Raw genomic sequence first — 18,595 nt, 5'->3', positions numbered from 1 at the left:
CCGGCAGCAGCGCAAACGTTCCGTTGATGTTCATTGTAAACGCCTGGCCGTGGCATGAAAACGACTTTGTAAAATCGTCTCCCACTCTTTTTTCGAGTGGGAGACACGGTATCGTTAATGGGTTTCCGATGCGGGGATGAATCCGCGCTCCCGCAAATACGCGAGCACTTGCTCGACACATTCGTCCACCGAATAACGATGCGTTTCGATGGTCAGCTCCGGCGCTTCCGGCGCTTCATACGGCGAATCGATGCCGGTGAATTCGCGGATTTCCCCGCGGCGCGCTTTTTGATACAGCCCCTTTGGATCGCGCTTCTCGCACTCCTCAATCGGGCAGTTGACATATATCTCAATGAATTCGTCTTCCTCGACTAAGCGGCGAACGAGCGCCCGGTCTTCGGCAAACGGCGAAATGAATGCCGTTAACACGAACTGGCCGCTGTCGACAAACAGTTTGGCGACTTCGCCGATGCGACGGATGTTTTCTGTCCGATCGGCGGCGGAAAAGCCGAGGTCTTTATTGAGCCCGTGGCGGATATTGTCACCATCGAGAACGTAATTTTGAATGCCAAGCTCAAACAGCCGTCTGGAGACGGCGTTCGCCACCGTCGATTTGCCGGATCCGGACAGGCCGGTGAACCAAAGGACGGCGCTATGATGGCCGTTGCGTTGGCGGCGATCTTCTTTTGTCACCGATGTATGATGCCAAACGATATTCGTGCTCATCTCGCTCCTCCTTTAGCGTGTCGACGGGGTGACCGTTTCGCGTTCTTGCAGCCCTTTGATCAAAACGGCGGCCACTTCCGGACGGCTGAATGTGCTCGGCGGCACTTGGCCGTTACGCAACATTTCACGGACTTTCGTGCCAGAAAGGACAACGTGATATTGCGCGTCGTGCGGGCATGTTTTCGTCGATGCCATGCCTTCGCATTTCGTGCAATAAAAGCTGTGTTCGAAAAAGAGCGGTGTAATGCCAAGCTCTTCGGCTGTAAAGTTCGAGAAGATTTTTTGCGCATCATACGTGCCGTAATAGTTGCCGACGCCCGCATGGTCGCGGCCGACGATGAAGTGCGTGCAGCCGAAGTTTTTCCGCACCATGGCATGGAAAATCGCTTCGCGCGGACCGGCATAGCGCATCGCAGCTTGGAAGACGCCCAAGAAAACGCGGTCTTTCGGATAATAGTTTTCCAGCAGCACTTGATAGCTTTCCATCCGGATGTCGGCCGGAATATCGTCCGCTTTCGTTTCGCCGACGAGCGGGTTTAAAAACAAGCCGTCCACGATTTCAAGCGCGCATTTTTGAATGTATTCATGGGCGCGGTGAACCGGGTTGCGTGTTTGGAAGCCGACGACGGTATTCCAGCCGAGTTCGGCAAATCGTTTCCGCGTTTCGGCCGGATCGAAATAAAACGGAGCAAACTGGCCTTTGTCGGTCCGTTTGACGAGCGTAACCGCTCCGCCGACGTACACATCTGGTTTTTCAAACAGCTTGCGCACGCCCGGGTGAGCGAGTTCATCGGTTTTATAGACGAGCTTGGCTTCTTTCGTTTTATCCGGGCGGTAAATATCGGCGATTTCAATGACGCCGTAGACGTCGCCGCCATAAACGAGTTTCGCTTTGTCGCCGACAGCGAGTTCACTCGCTTTTTCTTCCGTCACCGCCAGCGTGATCGGAATGCTCCAGACAGTGCCATCAGCGAGGCGCATCGTTTCTACGACCGCATCGTAATCGGCTTTCGTTAAAAACCCGGTGAGCGGGCTGTAGGCGCCTGTGCCGATCAGCTCAAGGTCGCTTAGTTCGGCTTTGGACAGCTCGATCGTTTTCGTTGCTTCATCGATTGGGTAATCCGGATTCCAACGGTTGATCAATGTGCCGCCATGCGGAATGCTCAAACTCATGTTCATAACCTCCTAGATTGATAGATGTTCATTAAATGCCGCCGCCATGTTCATGAAGCGAACGCTCTTCTTCGGCGACTGTTTTTTTTAAGCTGATGACGCCAAGCGTCGCCAGGCAGACGCTGAAGATGGCAATCACCGTGTAAACATCGCTGTCAAGCAACAGTTTCACAAGGCTGTACGAAATGACAAGGGAAAATATTGGCGAAACAAACCACACTTTCAACAGTTGCACGACAATCCGCTTTTGCCAAATCGACATCCCGCTTTTCGCCGTGCCGATGCCGATGATCGCCGATGTCGTAATCTGCGTAAGCGGAACAGGCAAACCAAACAGCGACGAAATGATGACGAGCACGGCTCCCGTGCCGGAAATGGCGCTTCCTTCAAACGGGGAGAAGTTTGTAATTTTCTTTCCGTTTGTTTCTAACACGCGATGCCCAAGCAACAGGGCGCCGGCAGCGACAAACAAGCCGCCGAAGATAGTTGCCGGCCCGACCGCCATCAGCCCGGCGCCGACGAGCGGCCCGACGGCATTGGCCACATTGTTCATGCCGGCGGAAAACGCCTCGAGAAAGCCGGTGACAACGAGCAAGGCCATGAATGTTTTTTGCCAGCGCCCTTGTTCAAGCTGCGGATATTTTCGCTTGAGCGCCAAAAACCATTTGCCGACAGCCAGCGTAAACGAAAAGGCGACGATCGGGATCACGATCCATACCGACACGATAAACAGCAGCTTATGAAAGTACAACGCCTGATAGGCGATGCCAACGCCGACGACTGATCCGACGGTGATCTCGCTCGTCGAGAGCGGAATGCCCATGATGTTCGCCGCAAAAAGTGAAATGGCCGCCGCCGTTAAAATGATGACGACGATTTTGACGGTGAGGATCGAAGACGGAATAATGCCCGACCCGATCGTTTTCACTACTTCTCCGCCGCCGAGGCTGCCGAGAAACACGCCGATGCCGCAAAGAAGGAGGGCCATCGACTTTTTCGGAATGGCGCCCGACCCGTACGCGACGCCCATCGAGGCGGCCGCGCCGCTCGCCCCGATGTTCATGGCGAAGAAAAAGGACACAATAAAGGCAATGGCAAGGAGCATATCGTTGTTCTCCCCTTATGTGAGATGGAGCCCGCACTCCGTTTTCCCCTGGCCGGCCCAGCGCCCGGAGCGCAAATCGTTCGGATCCGATGCCGGCGCTGTGCAAGGGGCGCAGCCGATGCTCGGGTAGCCCCGGTCATGGAGCACGTTGTACGGAAGACCGTGTTTATATACGTAATTCCAAACGTCTTTCCACGTCCAATGAATGAGCGGGCACACTTTAATGGAGCGGAATTTGTCGTCTTTATTGATGTACTCGACATGGCGCCGCGTCGGCGACTGTTCGCGGCGCAAGCCGGAAATCCAGGCGGTGACGCCGGTCAAGACTTCCCGCAGCGGAATGACTTTGCGCAACTCACAGCATTTGTTCGGATCGCGTTTCCATAGTTCATCGCCGAACTGTGCAGCCTGCTCCTCCAGCGTCAAGTGCGGCTGTTTCATCACGATGCGGAGCGACGGGTATTTTTCCTGTACGTTCGCGATCGTGTCGTACGTCTCTTGGAAATGCAGCCCTGTATCCAAAAAGACGATTTCCGCATCCGGCTTGACTTGGGAAATCAAATCAATGAGCACAATCCCTTCAATGCCGAAACTGCACGCATAGACAATGTCATCGCCGTATTCGCGGTACGCCCAAGCAAGGACAGCCAACGCCCCTTTCGTTTCATCATCGGACGGAAAAGACGGTTTTTCGGCCGTTTCCCATTGGTCATACGTGAGCATCGTTTCCCCCTCCTTAAAAACAAAGAAAATCAACATAATTAGTCGGATATTCATCCGGCAACGGGCAGCCTGGCGATAAAAACGCCCCTTCCATTTCGGAAAGAGCGGAAGAACGAGGGACGCCTTATCTTCCAAAATGGATCCCATTTTGCTGGAATTAGCACCTTGCCAAACGCGGCAGGTTGCCGGAGTTCATCGGGCCAGTCCCTCCCCCGCTCTTGATAAGCGTATGCAATTTATATTGATTAAAATTTTAACACAATTGGCGCTAATGTCAATCCTAGTTTTTCGATAGGAATTTTTTTATATACATAGGCAGCTTCGCGATGCTTCCATCCGGTGACGGAAGGAGAGGATTACCGCTTGCGCAGGCTTCCGAGCTCCTCAACAATGGCCTGTATTTCGCTTGGACTGAACGTTTCACGCTTCATGACCATGTCGTAAATGTCTTTCAGTTCGTCATACCATGCCTCGGAAAAATGGGCCGGCTTAATCGCATCAAAATTGAGCACTTTTAATTTTTTCTTCAGCTGTTCAACGATATATTCGACGTTTTCTGCGGACGGTTTCGATAAATCCATGGTTTCGCTCCTTTCGTGGCAGGTTATCATGTATTGTACCACACCGGCGGTGAAAAAGGGGAGAGGCAATATAGTCCACGCCAGCGTTAGGTGGTAAAATATAGGTGCATGTGCACGAGCTGCTAGAAAGCGGCTATCAAGCGCTTGGATGAAAAGGGAAAACTAATGCCAAGAAAACGGGATGGAAAGGAGTGGCTGCTTCGATGGTCAAAGTGTTGTTTGTTTGCCTCGGCAACATTTGCCGTTCGCCGATGGCGGAAGCGGTATTCCGTCATTTGGTGAACGAACGGGGGCTTGACGGACAGATTGTCGTTGATTCAGCGGGAACGGGCAGCTGGCATGTCGGGGAGCCGCCGCATGAGGGGACAAGGCGGATTTTGAGTGAAAACGACATTGATTATTCCGGCATCCGCGCCCGGCAAGTCGGGCGCCGCGACTTGGAGGAATTTGATTACATCATCGCCATGGACGCCGCCAATTTGAGCGATTTGCGCCGGCTCGCCGGGCCGAATTCGCCGGCGGTGATCGCCCGGCTGCTTGATTTTGTCCCGGATCGGGAAAAAGACGATGTGCCGGATCCGTATTATACCGGGAATTTTGCCGAAGTGTACCGCTTGATTCGCTCCGGCTGCGAGCATTTGCTTGACGCGATCGTCCGCGATCATCGGCTGGCCCCTAGGGAAAGAAAATGATGAAAAAACGGAAAAGGAGGGCGACCCGTGTTGGTGGATATGACGTTCATCCGCGAGTTGGCCCGGCGCTTTACGGAGGATGAAGTTCCGCGGCTGTCGGCGGAATTGGCGTATTACTTTCTGTTGTCGTTGTTCCCGTTTTTATTGTTTTTAATGACGCTGCTGGCTTACTTGCCGATCCCGCACGAAGATGTGCTTATGCTTGTGCGGCAGTATGCGCCGAAAGAAGCGCTTCATCTGATCGAGACGAATGTCCACCGTCTGATGGATGAGCAAAACGGAAAGCTGCTGTCGTTAAGCATTATCGGCGCCATTTGGTCGGCATCGAACGGCATGAGCGCCATTATGCGGGCGTTAAACCGCGCATATGACGTACAAGAGGACCGTCCGTTTTGGGTTGTGCGGGGCCTGTCGATTGTGCTGACGCTCGGGATGATCGCGGTCATTATCGTTATGCTTGTATTGCCGGTATTCGGGCGGATGATCGGGTTGTTTTTGTTTTCCACCCTCGGGTTGTCGCAGCCGTTTTTGACGATATGGAACACATTTCGCTGGGTGACGAGTGTGATCATCTTGTTTGTTGTTTTTACCGCCCTTTATTATTTTGCCCCGAACAAACAGCTGCGTTGCGTCAATGTCGTGCGCGGCGCTTTGTTCGCCACCGCCGGCTGGATTGCGATATCATGGGCGTTTGCCTATTATGTCAACCATTTTGCTGACTATACAGCCATGTACGGAAGTCTCGGCGGGATGATTGTGCTGATGATTTGGTTTTATTTATCGGGCATGATTCTCGTGTTAGGAGGGGAAATGAACGCCATTTTCGATTGTGAACGTGAAGGAAGAAAGCGGCTCCGTTGATGTGCATAAATGCTCCGCAAACCGGATAACGTAACGATGCGGGGGATTTTGATACAGGGGGGATTGCGATGACGAAGCACACGAAAAAAGACGGGGGTACGAAGCAAAAAGGGAAAAACAGGCCGAAACATAAAACGAGCGGCAGCGCCAACGGCCAAAACGGCTATCATTAGAAAAGGTGTCCCAATGCGGGACACCTTTTTCGCTGGGGCGGTCAGCGAACGGCGCTTTACTCCACAATTTCTTCATGATGGTGGTAATACCGCTCGTAAATGTACTCGATCTCGGCGTCAGTTATGCAGGCGAGCTCTTCCCGCGACAACCCCGCACTTTTTCGATAAAATCGATCATGTTTTTCCGTTCTGCTCTGCTCATCATCGCCACTCCTTTTTTCTGTTTTAAAACAGTAACTTGTTATCTTGTTTTATTATATAACACTGAAAATAAAATGGTCAATGATTTTTTTAAAAAAACAAAAAATAAAAAAGCGGTCAAGCCGCTTTTTCCTGTTCCTTCCGTCCGGAAAGGCAGACGGCGGGGATGAGAAGAACAGCGGTGACCGTTAGAAAAAAGGCGTTCGTTGCCGCATCGACGGCGCTTCCGGCAAGGGGCGGGCCCACCATGCTGCCGAGGCTGTACAGCATTCCGCACAACAAGTTGCCGGTCGGGAGGAGCGCTTTCGGCAACAAGTCGGTCATATAGGCAATGCCAAGGGAAAAAAGGGAGCCAGTAAACATGCCGGCGGCAAACAGACAGGCAGCAAGCCCGACAGTGGACGCACCGACCGTGAGCACGGCCAAAAAACAGCTGGCGCCGGCCAGCAAGGCAAAACGAATTACCGCCCGCCGCCCGAACCGGTCGCTGAGCGCCCCGAGCGGGAGCTGAAAGACGATGCCGCCTAACGAGAAAAACGGCAAAATGAAGGCGATCTGTTCAGCGCTCATCTGCTTGCGCAAGGCATACAGCGGGAACACGGAATGAAGGGACGCTTCCAAAAAGCCGTAGGCAAGCGGCAGCAAGAGCGCTGGCCATGCATGTTTCCATGCACCGACCCACCGGCCGGCGGCTGAGGAAGAGCGTTCAAACGGCTTCGGTTTTTCTTTTGGCAGCCAAAAGACGGCCACCCATCCGCTGAAACTGAGGAGAGCGGCCAAATAAAACGGCCACGCCTCATTGATCGAGGCGAGCGAAGCGAGAAGCGGGCCGGCTGTAAAACCAAGGCCGAATGCCAAACCATACAGTGACAGACGCCGCCCGCGCTTAGCCGGCAGCGAAAAGTCGGTGATCCATGTCTGCGTCGCGAAATGAAGCATATGGTCGCCGACGCCGATCAAAAAACGGAGAGCCAGCCAAATAAAAAATGAAGAAAAAAGTGGAAAAAGAGTGAGCGAACATATTACAATAGAACCACCAAGGAGAATGATGGGTCGATACCCATACTTCACCAACGGACGCTCCAGAAACGGTGAAATGGCCAGCACGCCGATATATAGAGCAGCAGCATGCACCCCGTTGACGGACGAAGGGACGCCTTGTTCATCAAGCAACATGGCTAACAGCGGAAGCAACATTCCTTGGGACAAGCCAGAGATGGCCACGACCGCAGTTAAAATGGCAAAACGCATCGTCATATCCTCACTTCTTTAAATTGGCCAGCCCGCGAACAAACAGAATCCGTCTTTTCACGGCGGAACGGCTGGCCCGTATTCCATCGTACATACAAGCAACGATCAATGCAACGAAAAAATGTTGATGGGAAAGGTGGAAGAAACACAAATGAACAGGTTGTTTGCCTGGATGGCATGGATCGGCGTGCCGGTGTCAGTAATCGGCGGCTTTCTTCACTGGCCGACCGTCTTGATGTTTGGGCTGTATTGTTTGACGATCATTGCGCTCGCCAGCTATATGGGGCGGGCGACAGAGAGTTTGGCCATCGTCGCCGGACCGCGCATCGGCGGGCTGTTAAACGCCACTTTTGGCAATGCGGTCGAGTTGATCATCTCGATTTTTGCCTTGCAAGCCGGACTCGTGGATGTCGTGCTCGCCTCCTTGACCGGCTCGGTGCTGGGAAATTTGCTGTTGGTTGCCGGGTTATCGTTTTTTGTCGGCGGTTTGAAATATAAACGGCAAGAATTCAATATTTATGACGCCCGCCATAACGCCGGGTTGCTGACGTTTGCCATTTTCGTCGCGTTTGTCATTCCGGAAGTGTTTACAATGCAAATGGACGGCGGCGAACGGCTTGCGTTGAGCGTCGGCATTTCGATTATTATGATTTTGCTTTACATCGCTGCCCTTTACTTCCGGCTTGTCACCCACCGCGGCGTATACCAGCATAAATCGGACGAAGCGGAAGAACATGAGGAGCCGGAATGGGGAAAAGGAAAAGCGACCGCCATTTTGGCACTGGCTACGCTCGCGGTTGCCTACTTGTCAGAGCGGCTCGTCCATACGTTCGAAACCGTGGCGGAGTCGTTTGGCTGGAGCGAGCTGTTTATCGGGATCATCATCGTCGCCATCGTCGGCAATGCGGCGGAGCATGCTTCGGCTGTCATGATGGCATACAAAAATAAAATGAACGTCGCCGTCGAGATCGCCGTCGGCTCGACCTTGCAAATCGCCATGTTCGTCGCGCCGGTGCTTGTGCTCGTTTCGCTTTTGTTTCCGGAAAAAATGCCGCTTGTCTTTTCACTTCCCGAACTCGTCGCGATGGCCGCTTCGGTGCTCTTGATGATCGTATTGTCCAACGACGGCGATACGAACTGGTTTGAAGGGGCGACGCTGCTGGCGGCCTATATCATTATGGGCATTGGTTTTTATTTGCTTTGACGGATTCACCCGGGCGGTTGGCGCTCGGGTTTTTTGGACAGAGGCACGGCGCCGGGACGGAAGAAATTTTCACTGTCACGGATAAACGGTGCGTTTTGACGGAAAATAACAGTGAATATGAGATAGAAAGGAGCGAATGCGATGAAAAAATGGGCGGTTTCGCTGTTTGCGAGCGCACTGCTTCTGTATGCGGCAGCGTTCCCGGCATTGGCGGCTTCCGGAAAGCCGGCGCCCGGTGCGGTGATCGATATCTCGAAAGAGAACACATACCCGAATCCAACGCAAGACTTGCCGCATCTAGAGCCAAGCTCGTTTACGAAACAGCTGCTGAAATCAGCCAATGTGAACATTGAGAATCCTGAATTGGTTCATCTCTTTAATGAATCTTCGGCAACGAACGCGCCGTGGGCCATCGGCTACCGGGCGACGATTTATTTAGGCCAATGGCCACTCAACTACCAATCGCTCGAAACATCAACAAATTGGGAGTATCAAAAGGTCAATACGAATTTTCTCGACAACCGCGGCGGCGACACAGCACAAAAACTGTATTACAAACAGGAAATGCAAAAATACGTCCGTGGCGGCTTGACGGTGAAAGTGCCGAATGAAGACGCCGTCAAACGGATGATGTTGAACAAGGCCATGGAAAAAACAAATTTACCGCTCGCTTTCAGCACCGTTGTCGGTCTTGGCACGAAAAAGGATCAGCCGTACAACGTGCCGGCGAAAAAAATGGGCTATTTGTATGCGTATGCTCCGGCTGTGAATGAAAAAGGGAAAGTGACGTACGGGGAAGTGTATATCGTCTTGAAAGGAAACAAAAAGAAAATCGTCGTCAAAAACGTGACGACAAGAGGGGTCGGGGCATGGATTCCGGTGCAAGACCGGCTGTATATGTCCTATGTCGTCAGCGAGCAGCCGAGATAAAAGAGTCGGGCCCAAAAAGCAGGCGCGTTTTGGGCCCGACTCTTTTTTATGCGCATGGCCGATGATGCGCTTGCCTCTGCGGCGTTGCTGTTTATCGGGCGATGCGCGCCGCCCGTTTTGTAAAATCGACGCCGCGGTAATACGTCTGCTTGACGAGCACATTGGGCCCTAAGCAGCGAGCGGCCGGGCAGCGGCAAAGAAGTTCATTGGCGAGTTTCGAGCGCCGCCATCGGTTATACACATCCGGCAATGAATCGCGGACGATGTTGCCAAGCGGCGGTTCATCGCCGAAATCGGTGACGATGACATCGCCGGTGAAAATGTTGACATTAAGCCGCGAACGGCCGTCAGGGTCGTTGCGGACGGTGACGTTTTTGCTTTCATACAGCCGCTTTAATAGGCGAAGATCGTCTTCATTGTCGCTGCACGGGTAAAATGGCAGCGTGCCAAACAACATCCAGACGTTTTCATCGCGAATGTCAAGCAAATGGTGGATCGCCGCGCGCAGCTCATCGAGACTTAGCGTCTCTAAGGCGCTGGCAAAATCGCTTGGGTACATCGGGTGAATTTCATGGCGCCGGCAGCCCATTTCCTCAACGACTTGGCGATGGATCGTTTCCAAATGGCGGACGGTCCGTTTGTTTAACATCGTTTCCGCCGATACCATCACGCCGGCATTGGCCAGCGCTTTTGCATTGTCAAGCATGCGCTGGAAGTATTTCTCGCGTTGGGCGCGCGTCGGTTTCCGCTCCATCATAGCGAATCCACCGTCGATGAAATCGTCGATTGTCCCCCAGTTGTGGGAGATATGGAGCACATCCAAATACGGAATCACTTTTTCGTAGCGGGACAAGTCAAGCGTCAAATTCGAATTCAGCTGCGTTCGCACCCCGCGCTCATGTGCATAGCGGAGAAGCGGAACGACGTATTGTTCAACCGATTTTAATGACAGCATCGGCTCGCCGCCGGTGATGCTTAATGAGCGTAAATGCGGAATTTCTTCAAGCCGGCGGAGCAACAACTCAAGCGGCAGCGCCTCGGGATCCTTCGCTGTCAACGTATAGCCGACGGCGCAATGTTCACAGCGCATATTGCAAAGCGTCGTTGTCGTAAACTCGACGTTCGTCAGTTCCAACTTTCCATACTCTTCTAGATCAACGTACGCCTCCCACGGATCGTACGCTGGCGTAATGGCCGGCATGGCGAATGAACGCATCGCTTTCTCCTCTCTCTATATAAAAAAGTTCCATCCTTCATTATTAGCCGCCTTATAAGCCCTTGTCAATCGTTTTAGCTGTTTTGCCTCTACCCCATTCGTATGATGAGAAAGGAACCATCATGAGATGGGAAAGAAAGATTTTTTACACAACAGCGAGAAACGGAGTATAATAGAAAAAGATAAGGACAACTGCCTATGCACGATGAGCATGGGAAGGGGCGTTTAGACAAATGGAAAAGTTCCAGCAAAGCATGTACGACTTGATCGTCGAGACGTCGACGAAGCTGCCGAAGGACGTCCGTCGAGCGATCGCTCGGGCGAAAGCGCGCGAAAACGCCGGCACGCGGGCGGCGATGGCATTGGATACAATCGTTGGCAACATTCAAATGGCGGACGAAAACGTATCGCCGATTTGCCAAGATACGGGCTTGCCGACGTTTAAAATCAAAGTGCCGGTCGGCGTCAACCAAATCGAAATGAAAAAAGCGATCCGGGCTGCCATTGTCGAAGCGACGAAAAATGGCAAACTGCGCCCGAACTCGGTCGATTCGCTCACCGGCAAAAACAGCGGCGATAACTTAGGGGAAGGCGTGCCGGTCATTAAATTTGAACAGTGGGAAAGCGATTACATTGACGTTCGCCTTATTTTAAAAGGCGGCGGCTGTGAAAACAAAAACATCCAATACAGCCTGCCGTGTGAACTCGAAGGGCTCGGCCGCGCCGGCCGCGATTTGGACGGCATCCGCAAATGCATTTTGCATGCGGTGTATCAGGCGCAAGGGCAAGGGTGCAGCGCCGGCTTCATCGGCGTCGGCATCGGCGGCGACCGCTCATCCGGCTATGAGCTCGCCAAAGAACAGCTGTTCCGTCCGGTTGATGACGTCAACCCGATTGAAGAATTGCGCCAACTGGAAGAATACATTATGGAAAACGCCAACAAGCTCGGCATCGGCACGATGGGCTTTGGCGGCGAATCGACGCTGCTTGGCTGTAAAATCGGCGTCATGCATCGCATCCCGGCGAGCTTCTTCGTCTCCGTCGCCTACAACTGCTGGGCGTTCCGGCGCATGGGCGTGAAAATCGATCCGGCCACCGGTGAGATCATCGAATGGCTGTACCAAGACGGCGAAGACGTCGATTTTGCAAAAGAGTTGGAAAAAGCGGAAGCGGCCGCGGCGCTTGAACAAGGAGAGACGCGCGTCATCGATCTCGTTCCGCCGCTGTCGGAAGAACAAGTGCGGAAGCTCCGCGTCGGCGACGTCGTCCGCATCAGCGGCGTCATTTACACCGGCCGCGACGCCATTCATAAATATTTGATGGATCACGATGCCCCCGTCGATTTGAACGGGCAAATCATTTACCATTGCGGCCCGGTCATGCTAAAAGATGAAGACGGCCGCTGGCACGCCAAAGCCGCCGGCCCGACGACCAGCATCCGCGAAGAGCCGTATCAAGGCGACATTATGAAAAAATTCGGCGTCCGCGCTGTCATCGGCAAAGGCGGCATGGGCGCAAAGACGCTGCAAGCGTTAAAAGAACACGGCGGCGTGTACTTAAACGCCATCGGCGGCGCGGCCCAATATTATGCGGACTGTATCAAATCAGTCGAAGGCGTGGATCTCATGGAATTTGGCATTCCAGAAGCCATGTGGCATTTGCGTGTTGAAAACTTCACCGCCGTCGTTACGATGGACTCGCACGGCAACAGCTTGCATGAAGATGTAGAAAAATCATCGTTGGAAAAACTGGCCCAATTCAAAGAACCGGTGTTCAAATAAACGTGAAGAAACGATTGGCAGCGTGACTCCCCAAAAGCATCCGCTTTTGGGGTCTTTTTTTGCAAAAAATGGCGTGCGTAAAGCAGCTGAGGGCGAAAACAATAAAAAAGAGGAAAAGACGGCGGCCAAGGAGGAACCAGGCATGAGATGGCTTATTTCTCTCGTTTTAGCGATTGCGCTTTTTCCCGCTTCTGCGTTTGCCGCAAGCAATCAAGCGATCCATTGGGGATTCAAGCGGAGCGAAAACCACGAGCCCCCGTCGGCGGGAAAAGAGCTCGATGAGCTGCTTGCCAAATATGACGCGTTTTATTTAGGCGATACGAGTGAAAAAACGATTTACTTGACGTTTGACAACGGCTATGAAAACGGCTATACGGTGCAAATTTTGGACATCTTGAAAGAAAAACATGTGCCGGCCGCCTTTTTTGTCACCGGCCATTATTTGCAAACCGCGCCTGATTTAGTGAAACGAATGGCTGCCGAAGGACATATCATCGGCAACCATTCGTGGCACCATCCCGATTTAACGACCGCCAGCGATGAGCGGGTGCGCGAAGAGTTCGAAAAAGTCAAGGAAAAGACAGAAGAGCTGACCGGGCAAAAAGGGATGATGTACCTTCGCCCGCCGCGCGGCATTTTCAGCGAACGGACGTTATCTCTCGCCCGCGAGCTCGGCTATTACCACGTCTTTTGGTCGCTGGCGTTCGTCGACTGGCAAACCGACCGTCAGCGCGGCTGGCAATATGCCTATGACCAAATCATGAAACAAATTCACCCAGGCGCGATTTTGTTGCTGCACTCCGTATCGAAAGACAACGCCGACGCGCTGCCGAAGGTGATCGACGACTTGCGCAAACAAGGGTATACGTTTGCCAGCTTAGATGAATTGATGGCGAAAAAGATGGGACTCCATCCGTGGCTGTTTCGCCCATAAGCGGTTTCGTTTGAAAAATAGCCCCACCCGTGAGCCGTTTGGTTCAGCGGGTGTTTTTCGTTATAATGAGGATACGGACGAAAGAAACAGGTGAATGCGATGTGGACAAAAACAGTGACGGTGCCGGCGCCGTACGATTTCGCCCACGCCCTTGAGCGGCTTTCGCTCGACCCGCTGTTGGCCGTGGATCGGGAACGGCAGCGCATCACCGTGCCGCTCGCCCTCGACGGCTGTTTCGTGCCCGTAACGGTGGAAGGCGTCGGCACAAAAGATGACCCGAGATTTGTCGTTTCAGCTCCTTTTCCCGAGCGGCAAGACGAGGTGATGGAGCGGATTTCGCATCTGTTTCAATGGCGGACGCCGCTCGGGCCCATTCACGAGCATTTCCGCCGCACTGACCTGGCGCCGCTGTTTGCCGAGTATGAAGGAATGCCGCTTGTGCTCGATTTTGATCTATATTTTTGCCTCATCAAATGTTTGATCCATCAGCAACTTCATCTCAAAGTCGGCTATCGGCTGACGGAGCGGTTTGTGAAAACGTTCGGAACAGAAGTGGATGGCGTTTGGTTTTACCCGCGCCCGGAAGAAGTGGCCGCCCGTTCGTACGAGGATGTGCGCGCCTTGCAGCTGAGCGGGCGGAAAGCGGAATATATCGTCGATGTGTCGCGCCTCATCGCTGACGGAAAGCTGCGGCTTGATGAACTTAAGCAGATGGAAGACGGCGAGGTGATGGAGCGGCTGACGGCCGTGCGCGGCATCGGCCCGTGGACGGTGCAAAACTTCCTCCTCTTCGGCCTTGGTCGTCCAAACGTCTTCCCGCCGGCGGATATCGGCTTGCAGCGGGCGGTTGAAAAACAATTCGGGCTTCCGAAGCGGCCGACCGCAAAAGAGATGGCGGCGCTCGGCGAGCGGTGGAAACCGTACGCCAGCTATGCGGCGCTTTATTTGTGGCGAAGCATTGAATGAGAGGGACCGATATGGAAAAGCAACAAACGAACATCAAAATCAAAAAAGGCGACCAATTTCCTGTGACCATTCAACGGATCGGCATTAACGGCGAAGGGGTCGGCTATTTCCAAAAACAAGTCGTCTTCGTCCCCGGCGCGTTGCCGGGGGAAGAAGTCGTCGTCGAAGCGACGGACATCCATCCAACCTACGCTGAGGCGAAAATCAAGCGCATCCGCAAGCGCTCGCCAAACCGTATCAAGCCGCCATGCCCGCTCTATGACCAGTGCGGCGGCTGCCAGCTCCAGCACTTATCGTACGAAGCGCAGCTTGAAGCCAAACGCGACATCGTCATCCAAGCATTGCGCCGCCACGCCCGCCGCCTCGATGTCGACAAACTTGACATCCGCCCGACGATCGGCATGGCCGACCCGTGGCAATACCGAAACAAAAGCCAATTTCAAGTCGGGATGAAAAGAGGGAAGGTGCTCGCCGGGCTGTACGGCCTCAACTCCCACCGACTCGTCGACCTATCGGAATGCCGCATCCAGCATCCGCAAACGACGCGCGTGACGAACATCGTGAAAACGATTTTGCAAGACTTGCGCATCCCGATTTACAACGAGCGGACGAGAACGGGCGTCGTGCGGACGATCGTCGTCCGTGTCGGCTTCCATACGGGCGACATCCAGCTTGTGCTGGTGACAGCGACAAAAGACATTCCGCGCAAACAGCTGCTCATTGACGAAATTCGCCGCCGCCTTCCGGAAGTGAAATCAATCGTGCAAAACATCAACGGCGAAAAAACGTCGCTCATTTTTGGCAACGAAACCGAAGTGCTCGCCGGCGACGAGTACATTCAAGAAACGCTCGGCGACTTGTCATTTGAACTGTCGGCGCGCGCCTTTTTCCAGCTTAACCCGATCCAAACGGTCAAGCTGTACGAAGAAGTGAAAAAAGCGGCCGCCCTCACCGGAACGGAGCGGATCGTTGACGCCTACTGCGGCGTCGGCACGATCGGGCTGTGGCTCGCCCGCGATGCGAAAGAAGTGCGCGGCATGGATACGATCCCCGAAGCGATTGAAGACGCCAAGAAAAACGCAGACAAACATGGCTTTACGAACACGCACTATGTCGTCGGCAAAGCGGAATATTGGCTGCCCAAATGGGTGAACGAAGGCTGGAAGCCGGACGTCATCATCGTCGACCCACCCCGCGTCGGCTGCGACCGGGCGCTGCTTGACACGATCCTTGGCGTCCGCCCGAAAACGGTCGTCTACGTCTCGTGCAACCCATCGAGCCTCGCCCGCGACCTCGACGCCTTGGCGGCCCAATACCGCGTCGACTACATCCAGCCGGTCGACATGTTTCCGCACACGGCGCATGTAGAAAGTGTAGCTCGATTAGTATTAAAGTTGTAAACACAAAATAAACTCGTTCCACTGAAAACATAACCGTTCATCACGAGAAAGAAAGTTGAGTATTGGAAGATGTTTGTCATATGTGGAAAACCATCGGGACAGGGAAGATATGGAGGAGAGAGATCAAAAATAAAGCGAAAGACGGGAGTTACTACTGGGTTCAGTCTACCATTGTCCCCTTTTTGGATGAACGAGGAAAGCCGTATCAATACGTGTCGATTCGAACGGATATTACCCGTTTAAAATGGCAATATAGGTCGTCTTGCCATACTCGGGTATGTTGAGGCAACGAATGAAGAGGAAAAGGAGCTGGTTTCATGGAAACGCTCAGACAACGGCTGCGATCCATTGATCAAAAGGGATATAAAGCGTATAAAACGATCGAAGGGACGTATTCGTTTCCATTGTTTACGCTCGCGATTGACCACGTGCAGGGCGATCCGTTCGCTGAGCCGTCCAAGGTCCGCGTGATCATACCGCGGGCGAAAACGGCGTTGGCAGCGGAGTGGATGAATACGAAACCGCGCCGCATCCGCTGTGAAGATGTGCTGGCGCGCCGCGTCTATCATGAATTGCGGCAATGGCCGCTGCGGGCGCGTGGATCGGGAAAAAGCGGGCTCGTCTTGATCGATGCCCCGGAGCAGAAGGTGCTCGAGCGGACAGCAGTGCAAGTGACAGACGAGACGGTCACTGTCTGTTTGTCGGTCGGGTTGCCGGCGAACGGGCGTCGCATTTTGGCGAAAGAAGCCGAGGCCATCTTTTTCGAGCAAATTCCATCCGTCATCGAGCGGGCGGTGTACGGCCTTCGGGAGGAGGATATTCGTGCGGCAGTCGAGCTTGCCGATCAGCAGCACGCCATTCGCCGCTATTTGCGTGAACACGGATTGGTGGCGTTTGTCGCGAACGGTGCGGTTTTGCCGCGGGAGAGCGGAGTGAGCGACAAGCCGCTTCGACGTGGAGCGGTGCCGTTTCAAAGTCCGCCAGAGCTGGAGATTGCGATCCCCGTTCCGCATCGCGCTGAACCGATCAAAGGCATGGGCATCCGCAAAGGGATTACGCTGATTGTCGGCGGCGGCTATCACGGCAAATCGACGTTGCTGCAGGCGCTGGAGCACGGCGTGTATGATCATGTCGCCGGCGACGGGCGGGAGTTTGTCATCACGGACAGCGGGGCGGTGAAAATTCGCGCCGAAGACGGCCGGAGCGTCGCCAGTGTTGACATTTCCCCGCTCATTGGCACGCTGCCGTATGGAAAAGAGACGAAACAGTTTTCGACGGAAAACGCGAGCGGCAGCACCTCACAGGCCGCGAGCATGATCGAAATGATTGAAGCGGGGGCATCGGCGTTTTTGATTGATGAAGATACGAGCGCGACGAATTTGCTCATCCGAGATGGACGCATGCAGGCGCTCGTGGCGAAAGATGCCGAACCTATCACGCCGTATATCGACAAGGCGCGTCAACTATTTCGCGATTACGGCATTTCGACCGTTCTTGTCGTCGGCGGATTGGGGGATTACTTGGATATCGCGGATTGCGTGATCAAAATGGAGCAGTACGTCCCGTTTGATGTGACGGCAGAGGCAAAACAAATCGCCTTGCAGATGCCGTCGGGACGGAAAGCGGAAGGCGGCGAGTCGTTCGGCTGCATTCATGAGCGCATTCCGCTGCCTGGGAGTTTAAACAGCCAAAAAGGAAAAAAAGAAAAAGCGGTCGCGCGCGGACGGCACGTCATTCAGTACGGGCAAACCGATCTATTGCTTTATGCGCTTGAGCAGCTGGTCGATGACAGCCAAACGCGGGCGATTGTCGCGGCGCTGCTGTATATGGAACGAAAAGGATGGTTCGACGGAAAGAAAACCGTCCGCCAACTGCTCGATGCGATCGAAGAACAATGGGATCGCCAAGGCTTGGGCTCCGTTTCGTTCCGAAAAGGGCATCCGGGTGAACTTGCCCGACCACGCCGATTCGAGCTGGCGGCGGCGCTCAATCGGCTGCGGACGCTCCGTTGCCGCCAACGCTGAACCATTGCGGGCGGAAGCGGATTGAACCTGCTTTCGCTTTTCGTTTCCGTTGATTTTGTCTAGCGTCCCCTTTCGATTATCGTTATAATTATGTTTATCAGTTCAATGAAACGGATGGCGGCGGGGAGGCCGCGGTTTGGCTGAAGGGGGATCGAGGCATGGGCAAATCAAAAGGTTCGATTGAATCGGAAATCAGCAAAGCATTGACAAAATGGGAAAAAGATTTTCTTGGCCGCGGTTCGGTATCGGTGAAAACCGATATTTTGCGCGATATGATCATCGTTTCGTTGCACGGCATCCTGACGCCCGCCGAGTACGCGCTTTGCGAATCAAAAGAAGGAATGTTATCGGTGAAGCGGTCGCGGACGAGTTTAGTGGAGTCTGGAGTCGATGACTTGAAAGAAATGATTTTTGAAATCACCGGCGAGAAGGTGAAGAGCTTCCATACGGATTTAAGCACCCGAACGGGCGAGCGGGTGATCGTCTTTAAGCTGTTCAACGATTTAGAAAAACAGCTGACGGGCTAAATGTTCGCCCGCATCGCCATAAAACGGCGCTCCGGACGAAGAAGGCATTTTTTTATAAAGTTGAAGAAGGCATTTTTTTATAAAGTTATTGTATAATTGAAACAACTTTTGTATAGTAAGTATAGGA

At 53.5% G+C, this 18,595-nt stretch carries 17 protein-coding genes, 2 pseudogenes and 1 riboswitch; of the genes and pseudogenes, 11 read left to right on the top strand and 8 right to left on the bottom strand.

The window, feature by feature from the left end:
• Positions 1 to 114 precede the first annotated feature (114 nt).
• From cysC to NSS88_RS06305, 5 genes are all read right to left on the bottom strand, one after another.
• The gene (cysC, locus tag NSS88_RS06325; RefSeq protein ID WP_033009577.1) at positions 115 to 726 is read right to left on the bottom strand and encodes an adenylyl-sulfate kinase; all 612 of its coding nucleotides are present in this window, start codon (positions 724 to 726) and stop codon (positions 115 to 117) included.
• A gap of 12 nt (positions 727 to 738) precedes the next feature.
• Complete coding sequence (sat, locus tag NSS88_RS06320; RefSeq protein ID WP_033009578.1) at positions 739 to 1,899, bottom strand: sulfate adenylyltransferase; 1,161 nt, start codon at positions 1,897 to 1,899, stop codon at positions 739 to 741.
• Positions 1,900 to 1,930: 31 nt separating this feature from the next.
• The gene (locus tag NSS88_RS06315) at positions 1,931 to 3,004 is read right to left on the bottom strand and encodes an inorganic phosphate transporter (protein ID WP_055358377.1); all 1,074 of its coding nucleotides are present in this window, start codon (positions 3,002 to 3,004) and stop codon (positions 1,931 to 1,933) included.
• Positions 3,005 to 3,019: 15 nt separating this feature from the next.
• Positions 3,020 to 3,727, bottom strand: a complete 708-nt coding sequence (locus tag NSS88_RS06310; protein ID WP_033009598.1) for a phosphoadenylyl-sulfate reductase — start codon at positions 3,725 to 3,727, stop codon at positions 3,020 to 3,022.
• Positions 3,728 to 3,848: 121 nt separating this feature from the next.
• A riboswitch (SAM riboswitch) is annotated at positions 3,849 to 3,955 on the bottom strand.
• A gap of 128 nt (positions 3,956 to 4,083) precedes the next feature.
• Positions 4,084 to 4,308 (bottom strand): DUF1128 domain-containing protein, encoded by a 225-nt coding sequence (locus tag NSS88_RS06305; protein ID WP_033013939.1) that lies wholly within the window; start codon positions 4,306 to 4,308, stop codon positions 4,084 to 4,086.
• A gap of 203 nt (positions 4,309 to 4,511) precedes the next feature.
• Here NSS88_RS06305 and NSS88_RS06300 point away from each other — a divergent pair, with 203 nt between their 5' ends.
• Both NSS88_RS06300 and NSS88_RS06295 read left to right on the top strand, forming a co-directional pair.
• Complete coding sequence (locus tag NSS88_RS06300) at positions 4,512 to 5,000, top strand: low molecular weight protein-tyrosine-phosphatase (protein WP_033009583.1); 489 nt, start codon at positions 4,512 to 4,514, stop codon at positions 4,998 to 5,000.
• Positions 5,001 to 5,039: 39 nt separating this feature from the next.
• Complete coding sequence (locus NSS88_RS06295; RefSeq protein ID WP_369813959.1) at positions 5,040 to 5,861, top strand: YihY/virulence factor BrkB family protein; 822 nt, start codon at positions 5,040 to 5,042, stop codon at positions 5,859 to 5,861.
• Between the two features lie 229 nt (positions 5,862 to 6,090).
• On the opposite strand, the pseudogene NSS88_RS06290 reads toward NSS88_RS06295, so the two are convergent.
• Positions 6,091 to 6,236 (bottom strand): annotated as a pseudogene (locus NSS88_RS06290) (BH0509 family protein).
• Positions 6,237 to 6,352: 116 nt separating this feature from the next.
• Positions 6,353 to 7,486, bottom strand: coding sequence for an MFS transporter (locus NSS88_RS06285; protein ID WP_055358539.1), 1,134 nt, complete (start codon positions 7,484 to 7,486; stop codon positions 6,353 to 6,355).
• Between the two features lie 151 nt (positions 7,487 to 7,637).
• Between NSS88_RS06285 and cax the strand changes: the two genes are divergently transcribed.
• Positions 7,638 to 8,690: a calcium/proton exchanger gene (cax, locus tag NSS88_RS06280; protein WP_033013951.1), complete on the top strand. Its 1,053-nt coding sequence runs from the start codon at positions 7,638 to 7,640 to the stop codon at positions 8,688 to 8,690.
• A 141-nt stretch (positions 8,691 to 8,831) separates the two neighbouring features.
• Positions 8,832 to 9,620 carry a YfkD famly protein gene (locus NSS88_RS06275; protein WP_047817777.1) on the top strand — a complete coding sequence of 263 codons (789 nt, stop codon included), beginning with the start codon at positions 8,832 to 8,834 and terminating at the stop codon, positions 9,618 to 9,620.
• Positions 9,621 to 9,711: 91 nt separating this feature from the next.
• On the opposite strand, the gene yfkAB is transcribed toward NSS88_RS06275, so the two are convergent.
• A complete protein-coding gene (yfkAB, locus tag NSS88_RS06270) occupies positions 9,712 to 10,836 on the bottom strand; it encodes a radical SAM/CxCxxxxC motif protein YfkAB (RefSeq protein WP_055358378.1) in 1,125 nt (374 codons plus the stop codon).
• A gap of 233 nt (positions 10,837 to 11,069) precedes the next feature.
• Between yfkAB and NSS88_RS06265 the strand changes: the two genes are divergently transcribed.
• The 7 genes and pseudogenes from NSS88_RS06265 to NSS88_RS06235 all read left to right on the top strand — a co-directional run bounded on the left by NSS88_RS06265 (position 11,070) and on the right by NSS88_RS06235 (position 18,468).
• Complete coding sequence (locus NSS88_RS06265) at positions 11,070 to 12,617, top strand: fumarate hydratase (RefSeq protein WP_055358379.1); 1,548 nt, start codon at positions 11,070 to 11,072, stop codon at positions 12,615 to 12,617.
• A 142-nt stretch (positions 12,618 to 12,759) separates the two neighbouring features.
• The gene (gene pdaA / locus NSS88_RS06260; protein WP_049625096.1) at positions 12,760 to 13,551 is read left to right on the top strand and encodes a delta-lactam-biosynthetic de-N-acetylase; all 792 of its coding nucleotides are present in this window, start codon (positions 12,760 to 12,762) and stop codon (positions 13,549 to 13,551) included.
• A 99-nt stretch (positions 13,552 to 13,650) separates the two neighbouring features.
• A complete protein-coding gene (locus NSS88_RS06255; protein WP_061580507.1) occupies positions 13,651 to 14,517 on the top strand; it encodes a DNA-3-methyladenine glycosylase family protein in 867 nt (288 codons plus the stop codon).
• Positions 14,514 to 15,917 (top strand): 23S rRNA (uracil(1939)-C(5))-methyltransferase RlmD, encoded by a 1,404-nt coding sequence (gene rlmD / locus NSS88_RS06250; protein WP_061580508.1) that lies wholly within the window; start codon positions 14,514 to 14,516, stop codon positions 15,915 to 15,917. Before NSS88_RS06255 ends, rlmD begins: the two co-directional genes overlap by 4 nt.
• An 80-nt stretch (positions 15,918 to 15,997) precedes the next feature.
• Positions 15,998 to 16,162, top strand: a pseudogene (locus tag NSS88_RS06245) (PAS domain-containing protein); the annotation flags it as partial.
• Between the two features lie 72 nt (positions 16,163 to 16,234).
• Positions 16,235 to 17,941 (top strand): ABC-ATPase domain-containing protein, encoded by a 1,707-nt coding sequence (locus NSS88_RS06240; protein ID WP_061580509.1) that lies wholly within the window; start codon positions 16,235 to 16,237, stop codon positions 17,939 to 17,941.
• Between the two features lie 158 nt (positions 17,942 to 18,099).
• The gene (locus tag NSS88_RS06235) at positions 18,100 to 18,468 is read left to right on the top strand and encodes a DUF2294 domain-containing protein (RefSeq protein WP_033016693.1); all 369 of its coding nucleotides are present in this window, start codon (positions 18,100 to 18,102) and stop codon (positions 18,466 to 18,468) included.
• The last annotated feature ends 127 nt before the right edge of the window (positions 18,469 to 18,595 follow it).

Origin of the sequence: Geobacillus sp. FSL W8-1251, from assembly GCF_038005945.1 — a bacterium.
Lineage (GTDB): Bacteria > Bacillota > Bacilli > Bacillales > Anoxybacillaceae > Geobacillus > Geobacillus stearothermophilus.
The sequence above is the reverse complement of the archived record's forward strand: the minus strand, read 5'-3'. Positions and strand labels throughout refer to the sequence as shown.

Bases quoted from the DNA above. Each gene is read 5' to 3' on its own strand.
- cysC (WP_033009577.1), bottom strand. From the start codon at position 726: ATGAGCACGAATATCGTTTGGCATCATACATCGGTGACAAAAGAAGAT.
- sat (WP_033009578.1), bottom strand. From the start codon at position 1,899: ATGAGTTTGAGCATTCCGCATGGCGGCACATTGATCAACCGTTGGAAT.
- NSS88_RS06315 (WP_055358377.1), bottom strand. From the start codon at position 3,004: ATGCTCCTTGCCATTGCCTTTATTGTGTCCTTTTTCTTCGCCATGAAC.
- NSS88_RS06310 (WP_033009598.1), bottom strand. From the start codon at position 3,727: ATGCTCACGTATGACCAATGGGAAACGGCCGAAAAACCGTCTTTTCCG.
- NSS88_RS06305 (WP_033013939.1), bottom strand. From the start codon at position 4,308: ATGGATTTATCGAAACCGTCCGCAGAAAACGTCGAATATATCGTTGAA.
- NSS88_RS06300 (WP_033009583.1), top strand. From the start codon at position 4,512: ATGGTCAAAGTGTTGTTTGTTTGCCTCGGCAACATTTGCCGTTCGCCG.
- NSS88_RS06295 (WP_369813959.1), top strand. From the start codon at position 5,040: ATGACGTTCATCCGCGAGTTGGCCCGGCGCTTTACGGAGGATGAAGTT.
- NSS88_RS06285 (WP_055358539.1), bottom strand. From the start codon at position 7,486: ATGCGTTTTGCCATTTTAACTGCGGTCGTGGCCATCTCTGGCTTGTCC.
- cax (WP_033013951.1), top strand. From the start codon at position 7,638: ATGAACAGGTTGTTTGCCTGGATGGCATGGATCGGCGTGCCGGTGTCA.
- NSS88_RS06275 (WP_047817777.1), top strand. From the start codon at position 8,832: ATGAAAAAATGGGCGGTTTCGCTGTTTGCGAGCGCACTGCTTCTGTAT.
- yfkAB (WP_055358378.1), bottom strand. From the start codon at position 10,836: ATGCGTTCATTCGCCATGCCGGCCATTACGCCAGCGTACGATCCGTGG.
- NSS88_RS06265 (WP_055358379.1), top strand. From the start codon at position 11,070: ATGGAAAAGTTCCAGCAAAGCATGTACGACTTGATCGTCGAGACGTCG.
- pdaA (WP_049625096.1), top strand. From the start codon at position 12,760: ATGAGATGGCTTATTTCTCTCGTTTTAGCGATTGCGCTTTTTCCCGCT.
- NSS88_RS06255 (WP_061580507.1), top strand. From the start codon at position 13,651: ATGTGGACAAAAACAGTGACGGTGCCGGCGCCGTACGATTTCGCCCAC.
- rlmD (WP_061580508.1), top strand. From the start codon at position 14,514: ATGAGAGGGACCGATATGGAAAAGCAACAAACGAACATCAAAATCAAA.
- NSS88_RS06240 (WP_061580509.1), top strand. From the start codon at position 16,235: ATGGAAACGCTCAGACAACGGCTGCGATCCATTGATCAAAAGGGATAT.
- NSS88_RS06235 (WP_033016693.1), top strand. From the start codon at position 18,100: ATGGGCAAATCAAAAGGTTCGATTGAATCGGAAATCAGCAAAGCATTG.